This window comes from Falsiphaeobacter marinintestinus, from assembly GCF_007923355.1.
Lineage (GTDB): Bacteria > Pseudomonadota > Alphaproteobacteria > Rhodobacterales > Rhodobacteraceae > Phaeobacter_A > Phaeobacter_A marinintestinus.
The window spans coordinates 418,878-437,279 of record NZ_VOGO01000001.1; the positions used below are offsets into that span (position 1 = coordinate 418,878).

The 18,402-nt window shown below is 61.4% G+C and carries 21 protein-coding genes; 11 read left to right on the plus strand and 10 right to left on the minus strand.

What is annotated here, in order from left to right; all coding sequences use genetic code 11:
• Positions 1-260: 260 nt before the first annotated feature.
• Complete coding sequence (locus FOY56_RS02045) at positions 261-1,139, minus strand: hypothetical protein (RefSeq protein ID WP_146344126.1); 879 nt, start codon at positions 1,137-1,139, stop codon at positions 261-263.
• Positions 1,136-2,935: a translation elongation factor 4 gene (lepA, locus tag FOY56_RS02050; protein ID WP_146344127.1), complete on the minus strand. Its 1,800-nt coding sequence runs from the start codon at positions 2,933-2,935 to the stop codon at positions 1,136-1,138. The genes FOY56_RS02045 and lepA overlap by 4 nt, the downstream gene beginning before the upstream one ends.
• A gap of 104 nt (positions 2,936-3,039) precedes the next feature.
• Between lepA and FOY56_RS23845 the strand changes: the two genes are divergently transcribed.
• From FOY56_RS23845 to FOY56_RS02080, 5 genes are all read left to right on the plus strand, one after another.
• Positions 3,040-4,515, plus strand: a complete 1,476-nt coding sequence (locus tag FOY56_RS23845; RefSeq protein WP_246139388.1) for a hypothetical protein — start codon at positions 3,040-3,042, stop codon at positions 4,513-4,515.
• A gap of 255 nt (positions 4,516-4,770) precedes the next feature.
• Positions 4,771-5,844: a Hint domain-containing protein gene (locus FOY56_RS02065; protein WP_146344128.1), complete on the plus strand. Its 1,074-nt coding sequence runs from the start codon at positions 4,771-4,773 to the stop codon at positions 5,842-5,844.
• A gap of 88 nt (positions 5,845-5,932) precedes the next feature.
• Positions 5,933-6,214 (plus strand): acylphosphatase, encoded by a 282-nt coding sequence (locus FOY56_RS02070; RefSeq protein ID WP_146344129.1) that lies wholly within the window; start codon positions 5,933-5,935, stop codon positions 6,212-6,214.
• A gap of 314 nt (positions 6,215-6,528) precedes the next feature.
• A complete protein-coding gene (locus FOY56_RS02075; protein WP_186766218.1) occupies positions 6,529-6,855 on the plus strand; it encodes a hypothetical protein in 327 nt (108 codons plus the stop codon).
• 272 nt (positions 6,856-7,127) lie between these two features.
• Positions 7,128-8,093, plus strand: a complete 966-nt coding sequence (locus FOY56_RS02080) for a LysR family transcriptional regulator (RefSeq protein ID WP_146344130.1) — start codon at positions 7,128-7,130, stop codon at positions 8,091-8,093.
• A 61-nt stretch (positions 8,094-8,154) separates the two neighbouring features.
• On the opposite strand, the gene FOY56_RS02085 is transcribed toward FOY56_RS02080, so the two are convergent.
• Positions 8,155-8,601 carry a low molecular weight protein-tyrosine-phosphatase gene (locus tag FOY56_RS02085; protein WP_146344131.1) on the minus strand — a complete coding sequence of 149 codons (447 nt, stop codon included), beginning with the start codon at positions 8,599-8,601 and terminating at the stop codon, positions 8,155-8,157.
• A 52-nt stretch (positions 8,602-8,653) separates the two neighbouring features.
• Here FOY56_RS02085 and FOY56_RS02090 point away from each other — a divergent pair, with 52 nt between their 5' ends.
• Positions 8,654-9,346, plus strand: a complete 693-nt coding sequence (locus tag FOY56_RS02090) for an NAD-dependent deacylase (protein ID WP_146344132.1) — start codon at positions 8,654-8,656, stop codon at positions 9,344-9,346.
• 72 nt (positions 9,347-9,418) lie between these two features.
• On the opposite strand, the gene FOY56_RS02095 is transcribed toward FOY56_RS02090, so the two are convergent.
• The 6 genes from FOY56_RS02095 to meaB form a co-directional block, all read right to left on the minus strand.
• On the minus strand, positions 9,419-9,913 hold the full coding sequence (locus FOY56_RS02095) for a copper chaperone PCu(A)C (protein ID WP_146344133.1): 495 nt from the start codon (positions 9,911-9,913) through the stop codon (positions 9,419-9,421).
• 51 nt (positions 9,914-9,964) lie between these two features.
• Positions 9,965-10,315, minus strand: a complete 351-nt coding sequence (locus tag FOY56_RS02100) for a hypothetical protein (protein ID WP_146344134.1) — start codon at positions 10,313-10,315, stop codon at positions 9,965-9,967.
• A 74-nt stretch (positions 10,316-10,389) separates the two neighbouring features.
• Complete coding sequence (locus FOY56_RS02105; protein WP_246139389.1) at positions 10,390-11,259, minus strand: DUF302 domain-containing protein; 870 nt, start codon at positions 11,257-11,259, stop codon at positions 10,390-10,392.
• 153 nt (positions 11,260-11,412) lie between these two features.
• On the minus strand, positions 11,413-11,703 hold the full coding sequence (gene rpmB / locus FOY56_RS02110) for a 50S ribosomal protein L28 (RefSeq protein ID WP_146344135.1): 291 nt from the start codon (positions 11,701-11,703) through the stop codon (positions 11,413-11,415).
• Positions 11,704-11,910: 207 nt separating this feature from the next.
• On the minus strand, positions 11,911-12,111 hold the full coding sequence (locus FOY56_RS02115) for a hypothetical protein (protein ID WP_146344136.1): 201 nt from the start codon (positions 12,109-12,111) through the stop codon (positions 11,911-11,913).
• The gene (meaB, locus tag FOY56_RS02120) at positions 12,108-13,085 is read right to left on the minus strand and encodes a methylmalonyl Co-A mutase-associated GTPase MeaB (protein ID WP_146344137.1); all 978 of its coding nucleotides are present in this window, start codon (positions 13,083-13,085) and stop codon (positions 12,108-12,110) included. Before meaB ends, FOY56_RS02115 begins: the two co-directional genes overlap by 4 nt.
• A gap of 83 nt (positions 13,086-13,168) precedes the next feature.
• On the opposite strand from meaB, the gene FOY56_RS02125 reads away from it, so the two are divergent.
• From FOY56_RS02125 to FOY56_RS02145, 5 genes are all read left to right on the plus strand, one after another.
• Positions 13,169-13,879 (plus strand): DUF3108 domain-containing protein, encoded by a 711-nt coding sequence (locus tag FOY56_RS02125; protein WP_146344138.1) that lies wholly within the window; start codon positions 13,169-13,171, stop codon positions 13,877-13,879.
• A 69-nt stretch (positions 13,880-13,948) separates the two neighbouring features.
• Positions 13,949-16,399, plus strand: a complete 2,451-nt coding sequence (gene hrpB, locus FOY56_RS02130; protein ID WP_425468354.1) for an ATP-dependent helicase HrpB — start codon at positions 13,949-13,951, stop codon at positions 16,397-16,399.
• Positions 16,400-16,454: 55 nt separating this feature from the next.
• Positions 16,455-16,637 (plus strand): CTP synthetase, encoded by a 183-nt coding sequence (locus FOY56_RS02135; protein ID WP_146344140.1) that lies wholly within the window; start codon positions 16,455-16,457, stop codon positions 16,635-16,637.
• 78 nt (positions 16,638-16,715) lie between these two features.
• Positions 16,716-16,901, plus strand: coding sequence for a CTP synthetase (locus FOY56_RS02140; RefSeq protein ID WP_146344141.1), 186 nt, complete (start codon positions 16,716-16,718; stop codon positions 16,899-16,901).
• Between the two features lie 131 nt (positions 16,902-17,032).
• The gene (locus FOY56_RS02145) at positions 17,033-17,512 is read left to right on the plus strand and encodes a hypothetical protein (RefSeq protein WP_146344142.1); all 480 of its coding nucleotides are present in this window, start codon (positions 17,033-17,035) and stop codon (positions 17,510-17,512) included.
• A gap of 34 nt (positions 17,513-17,546) precedes the next feature.
• Here the strand turns inward: FOY56_RS02145 and FOY56_RS02150 are convergent, their stop codons facing one another.
• Positions 17,547-18,296, minus strand: a complete 750-nt coding sequence (locus tag FOY56_RS02150) for an SDR family NAD(P)-dependent oxidoreductase (protein WP_146344143.1) — start codon at positions 18,294-18,296, stop codon at positions 17,547-17,549.
• Positions 18,297-18,402 lie beyond the last annotated feature (106 nt).

Here is an 18,402-nt window from a genome sequence, read left to right on the forward strand (position 1 = left end):
GCGCCCGAGTGGGGTGAGGCCCGTCTTGGAAACTGTCCAGTGGACCGTTTCAGGGCCGAACGAGCGGAGCCCCGGGGGCGATAAGGTTAAGCGGACCCTCTGATCGGCAAACCGCGCCCGAACCGAGGGGTGGGCGAGAAGCGCCCGCCCCGTGGGGGCGGTTCGGGCGCTGCCCAATCGGAGATTGGGCATTTGCCGAACGTGGTGAGCGGGAATGCCCAAACTAGGCTTGTTTGCCAGCATTATTTCGCAAGAGCAAATCATTGATCCAATGCCGCTTCAATGACCAAAGCCGACGTGGTTACGGTCGGCACAGCAAGACAAAGAAAGGAAATGACGAAAAGAAAAACCGTAACCAAACGATACTGAAAGTACAAAAAATTTGCAGAAACGAAGTCTACGAAAAACACCTGCTTGGACCAATCGAACGCTCTATCTCGAAATATTGAAAGAAACACCATCTCTGCTGTAATACCACTTTCAAACATTCGCTCCATCGCTTCATCCGTAGTAACAAACCCATCACCCACAGGAATCGCATGCGGTGATGCGCGATAGAGCGAGCCATACGGCTCGGGTCCAGGAAGTGATACCGACTCATCCTGAAGATTTTCTAGTGGAATGGAACTGAGAATATCCGCGACAAGGTCGTGTAAAAAAAACGAAGGTTTTCCGGGAAAAGATGGATGCTGAATTGAGAAAAACGGACTTCGCGCCTCACCCGTATTCCGAGAAAGAAAATTGGAAACTACCTCGTCGAGTCTACTGGAGACCAAAGATCTTGACTTAACATCCTCCATCTCACTGACATATTCAGAAACTGAGGCGAACTTCCTAATAGGTTCCGGCGCAAGCCCATTAAACAACAACACTCCTAAACCCATAAACAAAAGCCCGAAATAAAGGAAGTACAGTCGGTAAGCATGTATATGCACCGCAATTGATGGCTCCAATACGTCGCCCGAGGGTAACGAGCTCTCAAAAAAGTTTACAAAATTCGGATTAAAAATAATTAAGTAGCCAACAAATGGAACAAGTATTGTAAGTCGCCCTAAGTTTGAACGTCCGATCGCTCCCAGAAGGCTCCAAGGAACTGCTTCGGATACCCTTTGCAGGAAGGATTGCCACCAGAAAATCAACTGTCCATTTTCAACGCAGAGATGAATGCTTCCTGAGGTATATCTACCTTCCCGAACTGGCGCATCTTTTTCTTACCCTTTTTCTGCTTGTCCAGCAGCTTGCGCTTGCGGGTGGCGTCTCCGCCGTAGCATTTGGCGGTCACGTCCTTGCGCATGGCCGACAGGGTCTCGCGAGCGATGACCTTGCCTCCGATGGCGGCCTGAATCGGGATCTTGAACATGTGGCGCGGGATCAGGTCCTTGAGCTTTTCGACCATGGCGCGGCCACGGGCCTCGGCGCGGTCACGGTGGACCATCATCGACAGGGCGTCGACAGGTTCGTCGTTCACCAGCACGGACATTTTGACGAGGTTATCCTCGCGATAGCCGGTCATCTGGTAATCGAAGGAGGCGTAACCCTTTGTTACCGATTTCAGGCGATCGTAGAAGTCAAAGACGACTTCGTTCAGCGGCAGGTCATAGACGGCCATGGCGCGCGATCCGGCATAGGTCAGGTCCATCTGCAGGCCGCGGCGGTCCTGGCAGAGTTTCAGGACGTCGCCAAGGTATTCGTCGGGGACAAGGATGGTGGCCTTGATGCGCGGCTCTTCCAGGTGGTCGACATGGGTCAGGTCGGGCATGTCGGCAGGGTTGTGCAGCTCGGTCATGGTGCCGTCGCGCATGTAGATGTGATAGACCACCGAGGGCGCGGTGGTGATCAGTTCGATATCGTATTCACGCTCGATCCGGTCGCGGATGACTTCGAGGTGGAGGAGGCCAAGGAAACCGCAGCGGAAGCCAAAGCCAAGCGCGGCTGAGGTTTCCATTTCGTAAGAGAAGGAGGCGTCGTTCAGGGCGAGCTTTTCGATGGCGTCGCGCAGGTCTTCGAATTCGGCGGAGTCGACGGGGAAGAGGCCGCAGAAGACGACGGGTTGCGCCGGTTTAAAGCCGGGCAGCGCGTCGGTGGTGCCTTTTTTCTCGTGCGTGATGGTGTCGCCGACGCGGGTGTCGCGGACCTGTTTGATCGACGCGGTGAGGAAGCCGATCTCGCCCGGGCCAAGTTCGTCGATGACCTGCATTTCGGGGCGGAAGACGCCGATGCGGTCGACGTGGTGGACCGAACCGTTGGACAGCATCTTGATGCGCTCGCCCTTTTTCAACACGCCGTCCATGATGCGGACCAGAACGATGACGCCAAGGTAGGAGTCGTACCAGCTGTCGACCAGCATCGCCTTGAGCGGCGCGTCGCGGGTGCCGGTGGGGGCGGGCAGTTCGTGAACGATGGCTTCCAGCGTTTCGTGGATGCCCTGCCCGGTTTTGGCGCTGACCTGAATGGCGCCCGAGGCATCGATGCCAATGACGTCTTCGATCTGTTCGGCGACGCGGTCACAGTCGGATGCGGGCAGGTCGATCTTGTTCAGGACGGGGACGATTTCGTGATCGGCTTCCATCGCGTGATAGACGTTGGCCAGCGTCTGCGCCTCGACCCCTTGGGAGCTGTCGACGACCAGAAGCGAGCCTTCGACCGCGCGCATGGAGCGGGAGACTTCGTAGGCGAAATCGACGTGGCCGGGGGTATCGATCAGGTTCAGCACGTAAGTCTCGCCATTATCGGCGGTATAATCGATGCGGACGGTGTTGGCCTTGATGGTAATGCCACGCTCGCGTTCGATATCCATGCTGTCCAGAAGCTGGGCCTGCATGTCACGTTCCTTGACCGTCCCCGTCTCTTGAATAAGCCGGTCGGCAAGGGTGGATTTGCCATGGTCGATATGGGCGACGATGGAGAAATTGCGGATGTGAGCGAGGTCTGTCATGGGTGGGATATGATGGGGTTTTGGGGCTTGGTCAATAGGGTCTGCATGTCTTGCGCCGGGGGCCGTGTTTCTGCAGGATGACGCGGGTTAGAGGCAGGGTGCATATGGTCGACGTAAACAACCAAGACGAGTTGAAGGAATGGCTGGAGGGCCTGCCCGCAAAAGCGCGCACCAGTTTTGCCGCGCGGGCGGCGTTGCGCAGCTTACCGGCCACCTTTGCGGTCAGGGATCAAAAATTCGAAAGCGTTGACACACAGGGCTTTGTTTTGGCTTGCCTGCGCGCCACGCTCATCTCGGGGGCTGCGGGCACATGGCCAGCCCCCGAGATGAGTGAGCAGATTCGCTCCGCCGCCGACTCCGCCGCCCGCTCCGCCGACTCCGCCGCCCTCTCCGCCGCCCTCTCCGCCGACTCCGCCGCCCGCTCCGCCGACTCCGCCGCCCGCTCCGCCCTCTCCGCCGCCCTCTCCGCCGCCCGCTCCGCCGACTCCGCCGACTCCGCCGCCTTCTCCGCCGCCTTCTCCGCCGCCCGCTCCGCCGACTCCGCCGCCCTCTCCGCCGCGCCTGAGGCCACGATGGCTCTGTTTGAAACGGCACTTTGGGCCGGCGATGTGCCAGCGGTTTTCCGGGACGCGGCGCAGGCTTTTTCAGACACTGCCCCCGGCACGCCCTGGGCGTTTTGGGCCGAGTGGTATCAGGGCATGCTGACCGGGAATCCGATGGATTGGGCGCTTCAGCGTGAGGTTGCGTTGATCCCGCCCGAGGACTGGGACCAAGGTCCGGAGCATATCGCAGGTGTTATCAGAGGCATAGAAGCCGCGTTTCTTGTTAAAAAGCTGCCTTTGGCAGAAACGCTGTCGGTCAACCCTGAAACCGGAATATTTCGGACCGAGGCGTCCCCACTGATAAACCCGACGTTTATTGGAGCGCTGATCGCGCGCGTCGATGATGCGTTGGAAGATTGCTTGCTGAGCAACAATGGGCTGCTGGGCCGGGATCGGGAAACCCGCGTCTTGCAGCGGGTTTCGACACGATTTGCCAATGACCCACAGCGGATCGAGATGGATTACACCTCGGTCGCGGTCAGCTTGCGGCGCAAGATCGCGCCGGATGGCGAACTGGCGGAAAGCGATGACAATCTGGCCTTGCTGGAGGCTGTGGAAGACGGGGTGAAAGGCATTCGCGCCAATCACCCTGATGTGGCAGCCAACAGGAATATGTTGGCGGCGCAGACGTTTCGGGATGCCGCGCCAAAAGAAAAGGCATTGCTGGAAGAGGCCATGCCAGTCCTGATCGAGATAAGCGAAGGTGTGTTGGCAGAAGACTTCGCCGCAGACATTCCCGCGCTTATCAACGATGCGCTTTTGCCGCTGCCTGATGGTGCGCCCCGATTACCCGGTGCTGATCCAGCGGTACGCACGTTCAATCGCGTTTCGAAAATGGCGCTTCTCTTCAAAAAGGGCGCTGAGGTGTTCGACAGTCCACAGGTCAAAACACTTCGGTTGGTTGGGCTTGCGGGAGGCGGCGCTGTTTTTTTTGGAAAACTTGTCGAACTCGGTCTGAGAATGTTCGGGGTTCTTTAAGGAACAAGGGCCGCGTCCGAGCCTGGGTGGGGGCGACGCGCCCTCCCGGGGCGAGGGTCGGGCGCGGACCGGCGGGGCCGGGCATGGCGGGTGTTGGTGGGTTTTCAACCTAAAGGCGTCAATGTCTGGTGCGTGCCAAGATGCGGCCCAAACTCTGCCCCATTCCACGGCGACACAGGGGGTTCCTTGTCTTGTCACCCTGCCCTTCTGTTTGGGCGGACCCTGTTACTCACATCAAAAGAAGAGGCACGCGCAATGCCCGATTACTCAGTCTTTGTTCTTGGAAAATCCGACATCACCGTGTCGAACGTCGATCTGGACGGGGTCAACCAGGGCAGTGGTGTGCATATGTTCGGGCAAACGGTCACTCTGAATGCGCCGAACTGGGACGAGATCCAGATTACCGATGACGATGCGAACTTTCAGGACAGCGACGGCAGTCAGCGTCTGAACGGGGCGCAGGCGATTGACGGAACCACCTATGCCTCGAACACGGTGGTCGAGGCGGAATATGCGATCACATTGTCGGATGGCACCAACACCTGGACAGCGATTGCGTTCAACGTGAACAACTCGTCCCCCGTTTACGGGACGATCGAAGGGCTGGCGTTTATCGGCGGACCCGGAGGATTTCCACCGGTGGGCGTGGAACTGACGGTGACGGCAACGTCCGAGGGGCCCAGCTTTGCCGCAGCCGCCTATGCGACGCCGGTCTGCTATGTGCACGGCACGATGATCCAGACGGATCGCGGGTTGCGAGTGGTCGAGGCGTTGCGCCCGGGCGATCGGGTCAAGACGGCGGATCACGGGTTTCAGACGGTGCGCTGGACCGGCGGTCGCGAGGTTCTGGGCGTCGGGCGATTCGCCCCTGTCGAGATTGCGGCCGGTGTGCTGGGGGCTGTGCGACCCCTGCGGGTGTCGCAGCAGCATCGCGTTTTGGTCACGGGCTATGTGCCCGAGTTGCTGTTCGGGTTGTCGGAAGTGTTTGTGCCAGCGATCCACATGGTGGATGGCGGGGCTGTGCGGCTGATGGCGGGGGCTGAGGTCAGCTATCACCATCTGATCCTGGATCAGCACGAGGTGATCTTTGCCGAAGGGGTCGCATCGGAAAGTATGTTCTATGATGTGACGGCGGCGCCTTTGCCCGATATGGGGGAGACGATCAGCATGGCCGAGTTCTTTGACCTTCCGCCGCTGGATCGCAAGGCCGCGCGGAAACTGGCGCGCCCTTGTTTGCGGCGCCATGAGGCAGCTTTGTTGATGGATGCGTTGCGGGAAGACCCGGATTGGGCGCGCCCGAACGAAGCCGTTGGATTGTTGCGCGCCTGAACCGGGTACACGCAGCGGTCGATACGGGCGCGTTTTTCCGCTATGGTTGAACTGTCAGGCGATTTCGCCTGCTACAGGAGAACACGCCATGGCACGGATACGCGCGGTTCAGGCACGGGTAATGGGGCAGGTTCAGGGTGTCGCCTATCGGGCGTGGACCCGCGGTACGGCTGAAACGCTGGGGCTGCGCGGCTGGGTGCGCAATGAGCCGAACGGGTCGGTATCGGCCTTGCTGATCGGGCCCCAAGACAAGATTGACGACATGATCGCACGCATGTGGGACGGCCCCGGCGCGGCCTCGGTTCGGGATGTGGAACGTCATCCGGAGACCGTGGTGGACGGATTTGAACCATTTGAAATCCATCGTTGACGTCGGGTTCACGGCGGATTGTCTCCAAATGTGAAACGCTTCCTTATTTCCGCCACATTCGCCGCCTAGCGTTTCCAAAGCCGAAACAACCGCACGATACAGATGCGGGGCGGCGAACGAGCAGTGAAATGACCGGACAGACCGGGACTCCAGGACAGGGGACGGGGCAGCGCCCCGGACCCTGTCGGCGGTTTTGGGCCAACTTTTTGGGCCGGGGCAACATATGATTGCCCGGGATTAAGAGGTTGGACATAGTGTAACCTGTCAAATGACGGGGGCATCAGACCCCCGGACGAAAGAACGAGGCAAATGAAATGAAAAATCTGCTGTCATTCGCATTGACTGCAACTGTGTTGGCGGCCCCGTTGTTGACGACGCCCGCGCCAGCGATGGCTGCGACCGGTGTGATCGAACGCGCCTGTCGTCAAAGTGATCGCTCGGCGGCGACGCCACAATTGTGCAGCTGTATCCAGAGCGTGGCCAATCAAAGCCTGAGTTTTTCTGAGCGCCGCAAGGTCGCCAAATGGTTCGACGACCCGCATCAGGCGCAAAAGGTGCGGATGTCGGATCGCGACAGCGATGAGGCGTTGTGGCTGCGCTATAAGGCGTTCGGAGAGAAGGCCCGCGCGACCTGTCAGTAAAGGTCATGCAAGACAGAATGGTCCGGGGTGCAGGTTTGCTCCCGGGCTTTTTCCGTGTGTCGATTGCGTGATGGGGGACTTGCGCGATCTTTGCCTGGGTCATTGCCAAGGCTGCCCGGCCCCCTTCCCCTTTCATTCTGGTTGACCAGGGCGCGGTCAGGGCTTTGATCCAGCCGGTTCTGGGTTGCCCGACGCAGGTATTTCGCACCTTTCCACGCTTGACCGATGGGCCTTGTAGTTTCATTAATCGTGAAACTACAAGGATCCACCTGATGCTTAGCAAAGGCGTGACATTGCGCGGTCTCGAAGTGTTCGAGGCTTTGGCCAATACCGGATCGGTCGCGCAGGCGGCGGCCATCACCGGCCTCAGCCAGCCAGCGGTCAGCCAGCAGTTGCGAAATCTCGAAAAAGCGCTGGGAATCGATCTGGTCGATCATGGCCGTCGGCCCATGACGGTCACCCCCGCCGGGCGCAGTTTTCTGATGCGAACCGAGGTGGTGCTGGCCGAACTGAGGCTGGCGCAAAGTGAGCTGACGGTGATGGATCTGAGCCATCTGACCACGCTGAGCATCGGGTTGATCGACGACTTTGACAACGACCTGACGCCCCGGCTGGTCACGATTCTGGCCGACAGCCTGACCCGTTGCCGGTTTCGGATGGTGACCCTGCCCAGCCACGAGATTTCCGAAGCGATGGAGGCCCGCCGCCTGCATATCGCGGTTGCCGCCAGCAGTGGCACGATGCGCGACAACATCATTGAATATCCGCTGGTGCGTGATCCGTTCATTCTTGTGGCGCCGCGCGGCGCGGTACATGACAGCAAGCAAATTCTGGACGATCTGACCGCCCTGCCGTTTCTGCGTTACGACCGCGACCAGTTGATCAGCCGTCAGATCGAAGCGCATTTGCTACGCCAGAAGCTGGTCTTTGAAGAGCGGTTTGAAATCGGGTCGCATCTGGCTTTGATGGCCATGGTTGCCCGTCGTCTGGGTTGGGCACTGACCACGCCGCTGGGCTATATGCGGGCCGGTCGGTTTCATGACGAGATTGACGCTTTTCCGATCCCGGTCCCGGCCTTTTCGCGGACCATCTCCCTGTTTGCGGCATCGGACTGGGCCGACCGGGTTCCGCGTGATGTGGCGCAAACCATGCGCCGGTTGGTTCAGGCGCAGGTCATCGACCCGGCCCTGACCCGCCTGCCCTGGCTATCGGGCCAGTTGCGGGTGATCGACGGATAAGAACCGGGTGCAACCGTAAGCCCGGGCTGACTAAATTTGGCTTTGCTTAATCTGCGCAGGATCAGCCCCGGCTGAGCGAGGCTTGAAGGCCGCGCGCGGCGGCTTCGATCAGGTCCAGCGCGCCATCGAAGTCGCGGGTATAATACGGGTCGGGCACATGATCGGCATCGCTGTCGCGGGCATAGTCGGTGAACAGATGCACGGGCGTGGCCGATCCGGGCGGGCGCAGGGTTTCGATCTGGTGCAGGTTGTCATCATCCATGGCGATGATCAGGTCGAACCGGTCGAAATCGGCGCGGATGAACTGGCGCGCCCTGAGGTCGCTCAGATCGATGCCCCGGGCGCGGGCGGCGTCCTGCATCGGGCCATAGGGCGGATCACCCACATGCCAGTCGGAGGTACCGGCGCTGTCGGTCACCGCATCTGGCATGCAGGCGCGAAAAACCCCTTCCGCAGCCGGAGAGCGGCAGATATTCCCAAGACAGACAAAGACGATGCGGGTGGTCATGGGGGTCTCCTGTGATCGATATTCGGTGGCGTTTGTAGGCGAGGATGGGCGAATGGAAAAGATTGTCATACTGACGGGGGCCGGAATTTCGGCGGAAAGCGGGCTGGGCACGTTTCGTGACGAAGGCGGGCTGTGGTCGCAACACCGGATCGAAGATGTGGCAACACCGGACGGGTTCGCGCGAAATCCTCAGCTGGTGCAGGAGTTTTACAACGCCCGCCGACAGCAGGCCGCAACGGCCAAGCCAAACCCGGCCCATGTGGCGCTGGCCCGCTTGCAGGCCGAATGGCCGGGTGAGGTGATCCTTGTGACGCAAAACGTGGATGCCCTGCACGAAAAGGGCGGTGCGCAGGATGTACTGCATATGCATGGCACGCTGGCCGGGGCTTTGTGTGCCGGGTGCGGGCATCGCTGGACTGCGCCCGACACAATGCGGGTGGGCGAACTCTGTCCGGCCTGTGGCGCTGGTGGTGGGCGGCCTGATGTGGTGTGGTTTGGCGAGATCCCGTATTTCATGGATCAGATCTATGCCCATCTGGGCGCGGCCGACCTGTTTGCGGCAATCGGCACGTCGGGAAATGTCTATCCGGCGGCGGGCTTTGTGCAAGAGGCCGCGATGGCGGGCGCGCATACGATTGAGTTGAACCTGGATCCGTCCGAAGTGGTGTCCAACTTTGCTGAAACCCGGTTTGGCCCGGCCTCAAAAACCGTGCCCGCCTGGGTCGACGAACTGCTTCGGCGGTGAACGAGACAGGGACGGCCCAACGGGCCGCCCCTACGCACGGACGACGGCCGCATCGCGGCCCGAGGACGGGCGTCAGTCGCCGGCAGACGGCGTGCCGTGCTGATGCTTCATCTGTCCGCCATGCATCGGTTTGCGTTCCAGATCGACGGGGATTTCGACCACGACGTCGCCAGCCTTTTCAAACGTCAGCGTCACGCTGATCAGGTCGCCCTGGTTGAACGGCTGATTTAGCCCCAGGAACATCACGTGATCGCCGCCCCGGGCCAGCGCATGCTCGCCACCTGCGGGCACGGGAAAGCCCTCTTCGACTTCCATCATCTTCATTACGCCGTTGGCGTCTTCCATATGCGTGTGCAGCTCGACCCGCTGGGCCACATCGGAACTGGCCGACACAAGGCGGTCATCTTCGGCACTGTGATTCATCAGAACCATAAAGGCCGCGCCCGAGGTCGACATCTTGGTCGAGGCGCGGGCATAGGGGTCATGGACCATGATGTCACCGGCAAAGGCGGGCATGGCGAGGGCAGCGGCAGCAACGGCTGCGAACAGAGTGGATTTCAGGGACATGTGATGTCTCCCTTTCCTTGCAGTATTGAATGATCTGAGGGTGTTAGAACGTCAGACCGGCAAGGGGGGACCGCGCGCCGCAGCCGTGATCTGCGGCGCACTGGCCGCACTGTGGGACAGGCAACAGATGTGCAGGCCGGTGCAGGTTGCAATCCGCTGCAGATCAACCTCTGGCGGGATCACCCCGCCAAGCAGATGCAGCGCACAATCGGGGCAGAAATGCGCCCGCCCAACCGGCTGGCCGTCTTCATCGACATAGATCGTGACAGGGCCGGTGCCGGTGCACAGTTCGACCTGCCCGGACGGGCCGGGCATGGTGCGGGCCATGGCCAGACTGTGGCTTGTCAGCCCCAGAATCAGGGCCAGAAACAGCGCGGTGAATGTGCGTAAGGTCCGAGTCATCTGATGCGTATCTATGCCCGGTCCGGCAGGAGTTTCAAGGGGCGCGGCCCGGGGTCGCAGGCGCCGCGCGCGGTCTATTCGATGGCCCGGTTGAAGGTCTCGGTCAGGCGTTTATTCAACCCGTGGTGCACGTCGATTGCATCGCCATAGTGCAGCTGCGCCAATGCGGCGATATCGTTATAGATCACCTGTACACGGCCCTCGGCGTCTTCATAGACCAGCAGTTTCTGGCAGAACGCATCCAGACCGATGCTGGGGAAATCTGCCATTGCGATGCCGCCGGGCGCAGGCCCGCCGAACAGCAGCAGGGTTGCACGCGGCAGATCGATTCCGACACGGCCAGCTTCGAAGGTGAAATCCACATCGCCGAACCAGATCGTGTCGCTTTGCGCGGACACGATGTCACGCAAGCCCGCGACCGTGTCATCAAAACCGCGCGCAGACGTCAATTCAAGGATACCGTAATCGCGGGCAAGTCCCCGTGTCGGGGCGGGCCGCGCGGTCACTCCGGCGGCGTCAAGCGTTTCAGCCAGAATGGCGTCGAAGGTGGCCAGCGCCACATCATCGCTTAATCCATGGCGGATCTTGAGAAACCTGGCATCGGTAAAGCTGGAGGCGACGGCCCCGCCTGTATCGAAGGTCAGCACCCGGAACGGCAAGTCCAGGCCGGCCCGGATGTTATCCGCCAGAATGCGGCTGTTCAGGGCCGGGTCGGAAAAGATCTGAACCCGCGCGGGCGGCATCGGTGATCCGGCCTCGGTGCCCAGTCGGGCGTGATCAATTGCGATCACGCGCTCCAGCCCTGCGTCTGCAATGGCGCGCCGGATCTGGTCATATGCCTGATCGACCCCGGCTTGCCTGTCTGCGGCTTTGGCTGGTGCCCCTGGCACGATGACCAACGCCAGTGCCAGTGCCAGCGCCATTCCTGTTAATTTGATGAACATGGTTTGCCCCCTCCCGACTGCGCGGTTTTTTTTCGCACGCTAGCATTGGTTTGGCAGCTTGGCAAAACCCGCGAGATGCCAGCGGTGGGAACAAACGCAAACACCCCCGTGCGAACCGCACGAGGGTGTCAAAAAGCAAAAAGCGCGTTAGGCTCAGGCCGAAGCGGCTTGGGCTTTTGCGATCTCTTTTTTGACTTTCAGAGCAGTCGATGACAGCTCTTCGTCCTTGGCTTTGGCCAGGAACGCGTCCAGACCGCCACGGTGATCTACCGAGCGCAGGGCCGAGGCCGAGATTTTCAGCTTGATGCCGCGCTTCAGTGCTTCGGACTGAAGGGTGACATCATTCAGGTTCGGCAGAAACCGCCGACGTGTTCTGTTTTTGGCGTGGCTGACATTGTTGCCAGTCATCGGGCCTTTTCCGGTCAGTTCGCAACGGCGCGACATGGGTACATCCTCGTCTAGGTCGTCAACAGGGTCGGCCCCTGCTAATGAGAAAAGGCGCCGCAATGGCAGCAGCGCCCGGAATTCGGTCTGGTGCTAATAGGCCGTCGCGAGTCGCCCGTCAAGTGATTCAGGCCCGTGTTTTTCGGCGATCCTGCCGGAAACCAATATGTAACGCGGTGCTGTTGTCTGTGGCGGGCCCTACAAGTGCTAGTCCTGCGCTATCAGTCTGGTGTTTCGCATGTCCAGCTTGCGGAAAGGATCGAGCAGAATTACGCCTGTCATCCGACACCGGGCGCGGCTTGGGGTGCTGAATGCGCGGTCTTGCGCGATCAGCTTGTCACCCGATGGGTCGAACAGCGTTGCCCGCAGATCCGCCCCGTCAAAAACCCTGTCGCCGGTGACTGTCACCCGCCCAGATAGTCGTCAAGCATGCGTTTGGCTGCGCGGTCGGGTGTATCCTGCCCGGAGGCCACGGCCTGACGCAGGCCATCCATCGCTTCGCGCGCCGGAGACTGGCGCAACCGGGCCAACAGGCCCTGGCGGACTTCTTCTTCGAACCAATAGACTGCCTGATCCCGGCGGCGTGAATCCCAGTGACCGTTTTCACGGCGCCATCGGGTGAGGGTCTGAATTTCGGTCCATGCCTCGGTCAGCCCGTGCTCTTGTATGGCCGACACCATCATCGCCTTGGGATAACCTTCGGGGTCTTGCGGGCGTTTGCGCAACAGGCGCAGCGCGCCTGCGTAATCGGCGCAGGTGCGGGTGGCGGCAGGTTTCAGATCGCCATCGGCCTTGTTCACAAGGATCAGGTCGGCCATTTCCATGATGCCACGTTTGACGCCCTGCAATTCGTCTCCGCCCGCCGGGGCCAGCAGCAGCAGGAACAGATCAGACATTTCGGACACAACAGTTTCGGACTGGCCGACGCCAACGGTTTCGATCAGCACCACGTCAAATCCGGCCGCTTCGCACAGGGCAATCGCCTCGCGGGTGCGCCGCGTGACACCGCCCAGATGGCTGCGGCTGGGAGACGGGCGGATGAATGCGTTGGGATCGCGGCTGAGCCGGTCCATCCGGGTCTTGTCACCCAGAATCGATCCGCCTGAGCGGGTCGAACTGGGATCGACCGCAAGCACGGCGACGCGCAGGCCCTGCGCTGTCAGGAACATCCCGAAGGCTTCGATAAAGGTCGATTTGCCCACACCGGGAGTCCCGGACAGGCCGATCCGCATCGCCTGGCGGTTGCTGTCTGCAAGGTATTCCAACAGGTCGCTTGCCTGTGCGCGGTGATCGGGCCGGGTGCTTTCGACAAGCGTGATGGCGCGCGCCAAGGCCCGCCGGTCGCCATTCAATATCTTGTCACCTAGACTTTGTACCTGCATGCTGACCCCATGTTCTGCGGCACGTCTTCATGCCGCGCCAAGCCTGAAATTGTCCACCCCGAACCCAAAAGGATTGTGTTCCCGTGTTTCGCCTGTGCCACGCTGTTTTTCTAGCCCTTCTGATCTTTGCCCTGCCCGCCCACGCCCAGCAGACCACTGGCAACTACACGGTGCGGGCGCTGGGGGTGAAGGTTGGTGACATGGTGATCAACGGCTCGGTGTCGGCGTCGGCCTATACCGTCTCGGCCCAGTTCGAAACGTCGGGCCTGGTCGGAGCGGTCAAAGGCGTTCGGTTTCTTCTATCCGCGACAGGCAAGCGCAAGGGCGCGCAGTTCTATCCAAAACAGTACCGCGAAGACATGAACACCGGCGAGCGCGAATCGAGAACGCAGCTGGCCTATTCCAACGGTATTGCCAGTGCCACCGGGAGCCAGATTGGGGACCCGGGTCCGTACTCGGTCACCGACGCGCAACAGAAAGGCGCGGTGGATCCGCTGACCGGATGGTTCATGGTGCTCAGGGACCAGCGCAGTGACGAGATCTGCAATCTTACACAAAAGATCTTTGACGGAGAGCGGCTGACACAGATCCAGCTGGGGAATCCACGTAGTGAAGGTAGCGTTGTCGTATGCAGCGGCGCATTCCAACGGATCGGAGGCTATGCCCCTGACGACCTGCGGTCAGGCAAAAGCTTTGGTCTTACCGTGACTTATGAGGCCACAGGCGATGTGATGCGGCTGACCAAGGTGCGGGCCGAAACGATCTATGGCCCCGCAACAATCGTGCGCCGCTAAGTCGCCGTTTAGACGTTGTCTGGACCTTGTCTGGACCTTGGCGCGGGCTTGGCGGATAAGGCACGCATGATCCAGAACCTGCCGATTGACGACGCCCTGCCCGATCTGATCGCGGCCCTGCGGGCAAAACGCCGCGCTGTGCTGCAAGCCCCGCCCGGCGCGGGCAAGACCACCCGGGTGCCGCTGGCCATGCTGCAGGCCGGTTTGACGGACGATCGCATCCTGATGCTGGAGCCCCGCCGTCTGGCGGCCCGCGCCGCCGCCGAGCGCATGGCCGAAACGCTGGGTGAGTCTACAGGTCAGACCGTCGGTTATCGCGTGCGGGGCGATGCAAAAGTGTCGAAGTTCACCCGGATCGAAGTCGTCACCGAAGGCATCCTGACCCGGATGCTGCAGTCAGATGCCGAGCTTCCAGGTATTGGCGCTGTGATCTTTGACGAATTCCACGAACGCTCGCTGAATGCGGATCTGGGGCTGACGCTGTGCCTTGAGGTGGCGGATGCCTTGCGCGACGATCTGATCCTGTTGGCGATGTCGGCAACGTTGGATGGCGGCCCGGTGGCTGATCTGATGCAGGCCCCGATAGTGACGTCCGAGGGGCGCAGCTTTCCAGTCGACACACGCTGGCTGGACGCGCCTCTGGGCCCGCAAGCGCGGCGCGGCGATGCGCTGGTTGATCTGGTGGTCCGGGCCGAGGCTGAAACCCGCGACACAGGCGGTGGCCTGCTGGTGTTTCTGCCGGGCGAAGGCGAAATCCGCCGCGCCGCAGGGGCCCTGGCCAAACGCCTGCCCGATACCTGTACGATTCGCCCGCTGTTCGGGGCGATGCCCTTTGCCGACCAGCGCGCGGCCATCCAACCACAGGCGCAGGGCCGCAAAGTGGTGCTGGCGACTTCGATCGCCGAAACCTCGCTCACCATTCAGGATGTCCGCGTCGTGGTGGATGCCGGTCAGGCGCGGCGGGCGCGGTTTAACCCGGGGTCGGGTATGTCGCGTCTGGTGACGGAACGGGTGACCCGGGCCGAAGCAACGCAACGCGCCGGTCGGGCTGGTCGTGTGGCAGCCGGTGTTTGCTATCGGCTTTGGACCAAAGGCGAAGACGGCGCGTTGATGGCTTTCCCTCCGGCCGAGATCGAAGCGGCGGACCTGACCGGTCTGGCGCTGGAACTGGCGCTGTGGGGCGCATCCACGGCGGATCTGCCGTTCCTGACGTCGCCGCCCGAGGGCGCGATGGCCGAGGCGCAGGCTTTGCTGCACATGCTGGGCGCGCTCGATGGTCAGGGGCACATCACGGCGCATGGCCGGGCGCTGGCCGCCCTGCCCCTGCATCCGCGTCTGGCCCATATGCTGGTGACAGCCGGCCCCGACGCGGCGCCACTGGCCGCCCTGCTGGCCGAACGCGATCCGCTGCGTGGCGCGCCGGTTGACTTGTCGCTCAGGCTCGAGGCAATCCGCGATCTGGCCCGCTTTACCCGGACCCGGCCCTGGCAGGTGAACCGCGGTGTGCTGGAGCGTATCCGGTCCGAAACCAGACGCTTGCGCGGCGGGGCGAAGACGCCCGGACACGGGCGGCTGAGCCCCGCCGCCACCGTGGCGCTGGCCTATCCGGACCGGATCGGGCAGCGCCGCAAAGGCGATGCGCCACGCTTTGTGTTGTCGGGGGGCAAAGGGGCTGTGCTGGATCTGTCCGATCCGCTGGCCAGCGCGCCCTACATCGTGGCACTGGACACGGACGGCAACCCGCGCGAGGCGCGGATCCGGATGGCCATGCAGATCAGCGAGCGTGAGATCCGCGACGAATTCGCGGATCAGATCACATGGGTCGAGACCTGCGCCTGGTCCAAACGCGACCGGCGCGTGGTGGCCCGCAAACAGGAACGGCTGGGCGCGATCACGCTGGACGATCAGATCTGGAAAGATGTGCCTACCGACGCCGTGGCCCGTGCCATGCTGGACGGCGTGCGCGATCTGGGTCTGCGGCTGGACGGCGCGGCAGCGCGGCTGGCCGCACGGGTCGAACTGGTGCGCGCAGATGGCGGGGATTTGCCGGATTTCTCAACTGCCGGGCTCATGGACACGCTGGAGGACTGGCTGCTGCCGATGCTCACTGGCGTACGCTCAGCCGAGGACTGGAAGAAATTCGATCTTCTGCCTGCGCTGAGGGCGGCGCTGAACTGGGAGCAGACACAACTGCTGGACCGCTCTGCGCCTGCGTCCTTTGTGTCGCCGCTGGGACGCAAAGTGCCGATCACCTATGGCACCGAAGGTCCCGAGATTTCGGTCCGCCTGCAGGAACTGTTCGGGGTCACACGACATCCCGCCAGCGGGGGTGTCCCGCTGAAAATCACTTTGCTGTCCCCGGCCCAGCGCCCGGTTCAGGTGACGCGGGATCTGCCTGGGTTCTGGGCTGGGTCCTACGCCGACGTGCGCAAGGATATGCGCGCGCAATACCCCAGACATCCCTGGCCCGAAGACCCGACCCAGGCCGATCCGACGTTGCGCGCCAAGCGGCGGAAATAACCGGTATCTGACATAAATCAAAGCGCACTGGCAGTGATCAGATTAGCCGGGCTTCATGTCTTATCTGTTGCTGATCCTGCATCTGTTCATTGGCGCCACATTGGCCGGCGTCGGCATCGTCGTCGTGCTTGTCATGGGTCTTGTGGGCGCGTGGCCTTTGATCGGGTCAGTGGTGGGCGGCTTTGTTCTCGCCTTTCCCATCGCAAAGATGGTGGAACGTGCAATGACGGGTGACTGATCCAGATCAAGGAAAAGTGCATCCTGGATAGATAATAGCTGTGTCAGGAACACTGTTCGGCCAACAATAGGTAGGCACATGCTACGTCTTGCTTTCATTCTTTATCTTTTCATCGGATCCACACTTGCCGGATCGGCCATGATCGCGGCGTTGGTGTCTGGGTTTGACACCACCCAGCCGATCATCCTCTCGGCGGCGATTGGCGCGCTGGTTGGTTTGCCCGTGTCGTGGTTCGTGGCGCAGGCACTGTATCGCGACGCGTGACCGCACGATTGGGCGAGTTGATACATATCAAAACAGGTTCTGAATTTCGAATGTAATCTCTTTCGGGCCAAGGCTGGCGTGCTGAGGACAGGCCAGCCTTCGGGTCACTGACCGAAAAGGGAGGTTCGGATATGAAACGGTTTTTGATTGGCGCACTTGCGCTATCTGTGATTGCCGGTTGCGACGACACAATACCCGGCGCAAGCAGCACATCAGCGGGCGGTCAGGCGGTCGCCATGGCCAGTGTACCTGCGGGCAAGTCGGTCATTCTGCTGTACCGCAAAAAGACCTTTGCGGGGTCGGCCAGTTATCAAACGGTTACCGTGGACGGTGTTCAGGTCGCCCTAGTGAGCGTTGGATCGGTGCACCAGGAGGTCGTGGCTCCGGGTCAGCGCATGGTTCAGGTTGAAACCACCCCTTCGATGCTGAACGTGGGACTGGCATTGGCGCTGCAGAGAAAGCCGACCATGGCAATCAACCTGAAATCGGGCGAGACCGCTTATCTGGAGCTTGGTGCCGACACGCTGGACGCCAGTCCAACGATTCGCAGGGTGGATGCGGCAACCGCCCGCGCCGACACCGCCGGTTTCGTGGCGGCCAAACCGATCTAGGTGTTGCCGGGTGTGTGCGTCGAACGAGTTCGTTTCAGGACCGAAGCGATGGCAGGCCAATGCCTGTCGCGCCAAAGCCGCCATCGGCGGCGACAATCTGGCCGGTGACATAGCTGGCCTCGTCACTGACAAGAAAGGCGATGACATTGGCGATCTCGGTCTCGTGCCCATAACGGTTGAGCGGAATCGCATCGTGATAGGCGGCGCGGATATCGGGCGTGTGCACCGCCATGGCCAGTTTGGTATCAACCGGCCCCGGCGCAACAGCGTTGACACGAATGCCCAGTTCGCCCAGTTCCGCCGCCTGTTGCAGCGTGAGATGCGCCAGTGCCGCCTTGGACGTGCCATAAGCCACGCGCAGGGTTGAGGCGCGCAGGCCCGAGATTGACGTGACATTGACCACCGCCCCGCCGCCATCGCGCGCCAGCATCGAGGTGAAGGCCTGAACCATCAGGAACGGCCCGTCGAGATTGGTCTCCATCACCAGCCGCCAGCGGTCGAGCGTGGTGTCACTGATCGGGCCGAAATCGGCGATCCCGGCGTTGTTGACCAGCGCGTCAAGCTGTCCGAAATGTTGTGAGACCTGATCCCAGGCGTCATCGATCTGGGCCGGGTCGGACACATCGGCAACGATGGGCATGCCGTCGCCCAGCTCTGTCACGGCGCGGGTCAGCTCGGCCTCGTCCCGATCCAGCAAGGCCACCCGCCAACCGCGATCCAGAAGGGTTTTGGCCGTGGCCAGGCCAATACCGCGTGCGGCGCCGGTGATGAGGGCGGATTTCATCGTGGATGTCATGGCGGGCCTCGCTTGGATCAGGCGGCTATTGTGCGCCCGGCTGACCCGGTCTTGTCAAGTGTGACAGCGCGCGCGTCGCTTGCAACGGGCGGAT